At 47.8% G+C, this 6,967-nt stretch carries 3 protein-coding genes; 2 read left to right on the top strand and 1 reads right to left on the bottom strand.

From position 1 onward, the window contains the following. The first annotated feature begins 17 nt into the window (after positions 1–17). A complete protein-coding gene (gene nifJ / locus AC4EVX_RS12560) occupies positions 18–3,560 on the top strand; it encodes a pyruvate:ferredoxin (flavodoxin) oxidoreductase (protein ID WP_490160323.1) in 3,543 nt (1,180 codons plus the stop codon). A 251-nt stretch (positions 3,561–3,811) separates the two neighbouring features. Here the strand turns inward: nifJ and AC4EVX_RS12555 are convergent, their stop codons facing one another. Then, on the bottom strand, positions 3,812–4,321 hold the full coding sequence (locus tag AC4EVX_RS12555) for a COG2426 family protein (RefSeq protein ID WP_308450608.1): 510 nt from the start codon (positions 4,319–4,321) through the stop codon (positions 3,812–3,814). A 406-nt stretch (positions 4,322–4,727) separates the two neighbouring features. On the opposite strand from AC4EVX_RS12555, the gene AC4EVX_RS12550 reads away from it, so the two are divergent. Beyond that, positions 4,728–6,692 (top strand): LTA synthase family protein, encoded by a 1,965-nt coding sequence (locus tag AC4EVX_RS12550; RefSeq protein WP_490160322.1) that lies wholly within the window; start codon positions 4,728–4,730, stop codon positions 6,690–6,692. Positions 6,693–6,967: the final 275 nt, after the last annotated feature.

The following is a 6,967-nucleotide window of genomic DNA, read 5'->3' as shown; positions in this document are numbered from 1 at the left end:
TGTAGGAGGAAAATCAAATGGCAAGAAAAATGAAAACCATGGATGGTAATCAGGCTGCCGCTCATGCATCATATGCATTTACCGAAGTAGCTGCCATGTATCCCATCACTCCTTCTTCCGTAATGCCGGAGCATACGGATGAATGGGCAACTGAGGGCAGAAAGAACATCTTCGGACGCACGGTTCAGATTACCGAGATGCAGTCTGAGGCTGGTGCTGCTGGTGCTGTTCATGGCTCCCTGGTAGCAGGTGCTCTGACCACAACCTATACGGCTTCTCAGGGTCTGTTACTGATGATTCCGGACCTGTACAAAATTGCGGGCGAACAGCTTCCGGGCGTATTTGATGTATCCGCGCGTGCAGTATCTTCTCATGCGCTGAATATTTTTGGTGATCACTCCGACGTTTATGCATGCCGTCAGACCGGTGCAGCTATGCTGTGCTCCTCCAGCGTGCAGGAAGTTATGGATCTGACTCCGGTTGCACATCTGGCTGCAATCAAGGGCAAGGTTCCGTTCATCAACTTCTTCGATGGATTCCGTACCTCTCATGAGATTCAGAAGATCGAGACTTGGGATTACGATGATCTGGCAGATATGGCAGATTGGGATGCTATTACGGAGTACCGTAAGAATGCAATGAACCCGAACAACCCGTGCCAGAAGGGTTCCGCTCAGAACCCGGATATCTTCTTCCAGGCTAGAGAGGCTTGCAACCCGTACTACGACGCTCTGCCGGGTATTGTACAGATGTACATGGACAAGGTAAACGAGAAGATTGGTACCGATTACAAGCTGTTCAACTACTACGGTGCACTGGATGCTGAGAAGGTTATCATCGCAATGGGTTCTGTAAATGATACCATTGAGGAGACCATCGACTACTTAGCAAAGACTACCGGCGCTAAGGTTGGTGTTGTTAAGGTTCGTCTGTACAGACCGTTCAGCGCTCAGGCTCTGATTGACGTTCTGCCGGATACCGTCAAGTACATCAACGTTTTGGATAGAACGAAAGAGCCAGGTTCTCTTGGCGAGCCGTTATACTTGGATGTTGTTGCAGCTCTGAAGGGCAGCAAGTTCGATCAGGTTGAGATCTTCGGCGGACGTTATGGTCTTGGTTCTAAGGATACTACTCCGGCTCAGATCGTAGCAGTATACGAGAACACCTCCAAGAAGAACTTCACCATCGGTATCAACGATGATGTAACCAACCTGTCTCTGCCGGTTGGCGCTCCGCTCGTTACCACTCCGGAGGGAACCACGAACTGTAAGTTCTGGGGCCTGGGTGCAGATGGTACCGTAGGTGCAAACAAGAACTCCATCAAGATCATCGGTGATAACACCGACATGTATGCACAGGCATACTTTGATTATGACTCCAAGAAATCCGGTGGTGTTACCATGTCCCACCTGCGTTTCGGTCATAAGAAGATCAAATCTACCTACCTGATCCACAAGGCAAACTTCGTAGCATGCCACAACCCGGCATATGTTCGTAAGTACAACATGGTTCAGGAGCTGGTTGACGGTGGTACTTTCCTGCTGAACTGCCCGTGGACTCACGAGGAGCTGGACAAGCACCTTCCGGGTCAGATGAAGAAGTTCATCGCTGATCACAACATCAACCTGTACACCATCGACGGCGTTAAGATCGGTATCGAGACCGGCATGGGTCCGACCCGTATCAACACCATTCTGCAGTCTGCATTCTTCAAACTGACCGGTATCATCCCGGAGGAGAAGGCTATCCAGCTGATGAAGGAAGCTGCTCAGAAGACCTACGGTCGTAAGGGTGAGGACGTTGTTAAGAAGAACTGGGCTGCAATCGATGCAGGTGCTCAGGGCGTTGTAAAGGTAGACGTTCCGGAGAGCTGGAAGAACTGCGAAGACGAAGGTCTTGACTTCAAGAACGTTACCGGTTCCAGACAGGACGTTGTTGATTTCGTAAACAACATCCAGAACAAGGTAAGCGCTCAGGAAGGTAACAACCTGCCGGTATCCGCATTCAAGGATTATGTAGATGGTTCTACTCCGTCTGGATCTTCCGCATTCGAGAAGCGTGGTATCGCTGTTAATGTTCCGGTTTGGAATACTGACAACTGTATCCAGTGTACTTTCTGTTCTTATGTATGTCCGCATGCAGTTATCCGTCCGATCGCTATGACCGAGGAAGAGGCTGCTAAGGCTCCGGAGGGAACCAAGTTCCTGCCGCTGACCGGTATGCCGAACTACAAGTTCACTCTGGCTATTTCCGCTCTGGATTGTACCGGATGTGGTTCCTGTGCAAATGTCTGCCCGGGTAAGAAGGGTGAGAAGGCACTGACCATGGAGCCGTTAGCTGATCATGTTGACGAGCAGCCGATCTTCGACTACTCCGTAACCCTTCCGATCAAGGAAGACGTTATTGCAAAGTTCAAAGAGACCACCGTTAAGGGTAGCCAGTTCAAGCAGCCGTTACTTGAGTTCTCCGGCGCATGCGCAGGTTGTGGTGAGACTCCGTACGCTAAGCTGATCACTCAGCTGTTCGGTGACAGAATGTACATCGCAAACGCAACTGGATGTTCCTCTATCTGGGGTAACTCTTCACCGTCTACTCCGTACACCGTGAACGCTAAGGGTCAGGGTCCGGCTTGGGACAACTCCCTGTTCGAGGATAACGCAGAGTTCGGTTATGGTATGCTTCTTGCTCAGAACGCAATCCGTGATGAGTTAAAGGAGAAAGTTGAGAGAGTAGCTAATTCTGAGACCTCTACTGAGGAGATGAAGGCTGCTTGCAAGGAGTGGCTGGATACCTTCGGTATCGGTGCTCTGAACGGTTCTGCTACTGACAAGCTGGTTGCAGCTCTTGATGGTGTTGATTGCGATACCTGCAAGTACATCGTAGCAAATAAGAACTTCCTGGCTAAGAAGTCCCAGTGGATCTTCGGTGGTGATGGATGGGCTTATGATATCGGCTTCGGCGGTCTGGATCATGTACTGGCATCCGGTAAGGATATCAACATCATGGTTTACGATACCGAGGTTTACTCCAACACCGGTGGTCAGTCCTCTAAGGCAACCAAGACTGGTGCAGTTGCTCAGTTCGCAGCAGCTGGTAAGGAGACCAAGAAGAAAGATCTCGCAAGCATGGCTATGTCCTATGGCTATGTATATGTAGCTCAGATCTCCATGGGTGCTGATTACGCTCAGACCGTTAAGGCAATCGCAGAGGCAGAGGCTTATCCGGGTCCGTCCCTGATCATGGCTTACGCTCCGTGTATCAACCATGGTATCAAGAAGGGCATGAGCAAGGCTCAGACTGAGGAGAAACTGGCAGTTGAGACCGGTTACTGGAACAACTTCCGCTTCAACCCGGCAGCTGAGAAGAAGTTCACCCTGGACAGCAAGGCTCCGAAGATGGAAGGCTATCAGGACTTCCTGAAGGGCGAGGTTCGTTACGCTTCTCTGGCTATGAAGAATCCGGAGAGAGCAGCTAAGCTGTTCGCTAAGAACGAGAGCGAGGCTAAGGAGAGATATGAGTATCTGTCCAAGCTGACTGCTCTGTACAGCACCGAGGAGTAATCCATTCGGGACTGTGAGAACATAGCGTCGAGTGATCGAGCATAGAAAGCCCCATCGCAAGGGCAGATGAAAATCTGCCTGAGCGGTGGGGCTTTTTTGTGTCCAGAAATGATAAATAAAATGCTCATCAGCGAGAGCTTGGGTCGAAGCGACACCCAAGCTAAAGAAAACTGGGAATTTTATTGGGTCAAAAAATACTCCCTCCATCAGGAATCAATCTTTGGATTCTCTGGTGAGAGGGAGCAATTTTGTTAGCCAAACAGGATGCCGAGCAATCCGTAGGAGACGAGCGACATGATGATCGTCGCAAGTGCGATTCCAAGTAAGATCGAAGGAATCGATTTCTTAAACTCCATGTGCAGGAGAGCAGCGACGAGAGAGCCGGTCCATGCGCCGGTACCCGGAAGTGGGATGCCGACAAAGAGCGTCAGTCCCCAGAAGCCGTACTTCTGAATGCTGTCCTTGTTCTTGTCTGCCTTTGCACGAACCCAGCGGGCAATCTTGCCAAGTCCCGGAACGTTCTCCATCCAGATCAGAACGTGTTCGATCAGCAGGAGAATGAAGGGAATTGGGAGCAGGTTACCGATGATGCAGAGCGGAATCGCGCGCGTGATCGGGACATTTAAGAGCGCCGGGGAAGCAGCGAGAAGTCCGCCACGCAGTTCCAGGATTGGAATCATGGAAATGATGAAAATGATGGCCTCCTTTGATACCTTTCCTCCGAGAAGGGCAGTGAGACCCTGTACAATCGTATCCGTCATTGTTTTTTTCCTCAATTCTGTCTATATTCTTTTTTTCTTTTCGATTATATGCGATTCAATCAAAAATTTCAATTCATTCTACTCAAGAATTCCTTACGATTTCCAGAACAGTAATGAACAATTTCCAAAATATGTTCCAGATTATGCGCCAAGTCTCCCGGAACATCGACTTGAAACAATAACGGGCAATCCCCCTCTTTTTCAGGCGAAGATATTACAAGTTTTCTCATTTAAAGAAAAATGGCAGATTGAACAGGAAAATTCGGATGATTTTGCAAAAAAATTATAAAAAAGTGACCTGTCGTTTTTTAGAAAAATATGGTAGAGTGTGTTTGGAAAAATCGAAAAAATGGGAAATCAATGAATAAAACAACGAAAAGAAGAGAAAAAAGGGGAAATTGAGATTGTGAAAAAAACATGGATTTTGCTTGGAAAAATATTCGGTCTGGTGCTTCTTCTTGACCTTGTGATAGAACTTTTGAGTCGGAAGTCGCTAATGGGGCTTTTTCATTATGGCATTGGGAATTTTCCGGTGTTTCTCGCAAATGCGCTTTTGCTTTTGCCGCCGTTTCTGTTGATTCTGTTCACAAGAAGAAAGGTGTTTACGGCGGGAATTCTGGTGATTATCGGACTCGTAATGGGACTCATCAATGGAGTGCTTCTCGTCTTTCGGACGACACCGTTTACGGCATCTGATTTGAGACTGGTCAAGTATGCGATAAGTCTTCTAAATACTTACTTGACATGGTGGCAGATTGTGCTTGGCGCTGTCGGGATTGTGCTTGCACTCATTCTCGGAGTTTTGCTCTGGAGACTTGCGCCGGTAGATTCTAAACCGATTTGTCTGCGAAATTCGCTCTGTGTGGCAGGTGTCGCTTTGCTTGTCAGCTGGGGAGGACTTCATCTTGCGATTTTGAGCGGAATTTTGGCACTTCACTTTGGAAATATCGGTCAGGCTTATCAGGATTATGGTTTTGTCTACTGTTTTTCTAACTCGCTCTTCCACACGGGAATCGCGAGACCGAGTGATTACGATAAGGCGACCGTCGCACAGGTTGAGAAAGAAGACCTTGAGACGATTGAGCTTGAGGCAGGGGAGACCTACTCTCTGAGTGAGTACCAGACGCCAAATATCATTATGATTCAGCTGGAATCGTTTTTTGATCCGATGCTCTGGGAAAATAATCCGGTCGAGAAAGATCCGATTCCGTTTTTCCGGTATCTGATGGAGCATTTTCCGTCGGGCTATTTGAGTGTGCCGTCAGTCGGAGCCGGAACGGCAAACACGGAATTTGAGTGCATCACGGGAATGAATCTCGACTTTTTCGGCCCGGGCGAGTATCCGTACAAGACTGTGCTTCAGAAGACGGCATGCGAGAGTATGGCTTTTGATATGAAAAATCTCGGCTATCACACGCATGCAATCCATGATAATGAGGCAACCTTTTATGATCGTCACAAGATTTTTGCTCAGCTTGGATTTGATGATTTCACACCGATTGAGTACATGTATGATGTAGAGCGCAATCCGACCGGATGGTGCAAGGACAAGATTCTCGTTGAGGAGATTGAGAAAGCGCTGGATTCGAGTGTGGGGCAGGATTTCATTTACACGATCTCGGTTCAGGGTCATGGAAAATATCCGTCGTTTGAGTATTACTGTCAGCAGATTCATGAGATGGATGGTTTTGTCAAAAAACTTGTGCGGATGCTGAATGCGCGCAAGGAGCCGACGGTTCTTGTGATGTATGGCGATCATCTGCCGGGATTTGAGTGGACGGCAGATGAGATGAAGAACAAGTCGCTGTTTCAGACAAACTATGTGATCTGGAATAACCTGAATCTTCCGGTGCAGAAACGGGATGTGGAGAGCTACCAGCTTTCCGCCTATGTACAGGAGCTTTTGAATTTGCATGAGGGAACGATGTTCTGCTTCCATCAGAAATATATGAGGGATGAAGAAAGTTTCGCAGAGGAAAGTACCGAGCAGGTGATTTCAGAAACAGGCGAGGAGACGACCGATACCTATCTCTCGAACATGCAACTGCTTGAGTACGACATTCTTTACGGAGATCAAGAGGTTTACGGAGGAACGTCGCCGTATCAGACCGTCAAGATGGAGTTTGGAATTGATCCGATCATCCAGAAGAGTACCTATCTGGGCAAGCATCAGGTAATTGTGTTTGGTTCAGGGTTTAATTCCTACTCGAAGATCTTTGTCAATGGAAAGCAGGTCGACACGCCTTACTGGACGGAAAAGCGTCTGATTGCGCCAAATCTTACGCTAAAAGGCGACGAGGAGATCACAGTGCGCCAGGTTGGACGCGACAAGGTTCCGCTTGGAACAGCGCGCAAAGCTCCCGGAGCATAAAATTATGAAATGCGAAATATCAGCCAAATTGGTTATTTGGTTATCCTTTGTGCAATGCATGAACAGTAACGTGAGTGAACACTCAGGCAAGATTGGTTCATTGTATCTGGACTGGAACTGTGATAAACTAGGCTTTAATTTTAGATGAAAAATTTTTCTCTGGATACGATTAAGATACAAAGATAAAGACCGGATGTTCAGGAGGTGAATGTCTGTCAGCGCAAACTTATAAAATGTTATAATTAAGTGTTGACTTTTATAACATACAAAAGAAG

This window comes from Brotaphodocola sp., assembly GCF_983179755.1.
This window is presented reverse-complemented; position numbering and strand designations above follow the sequence as displayed.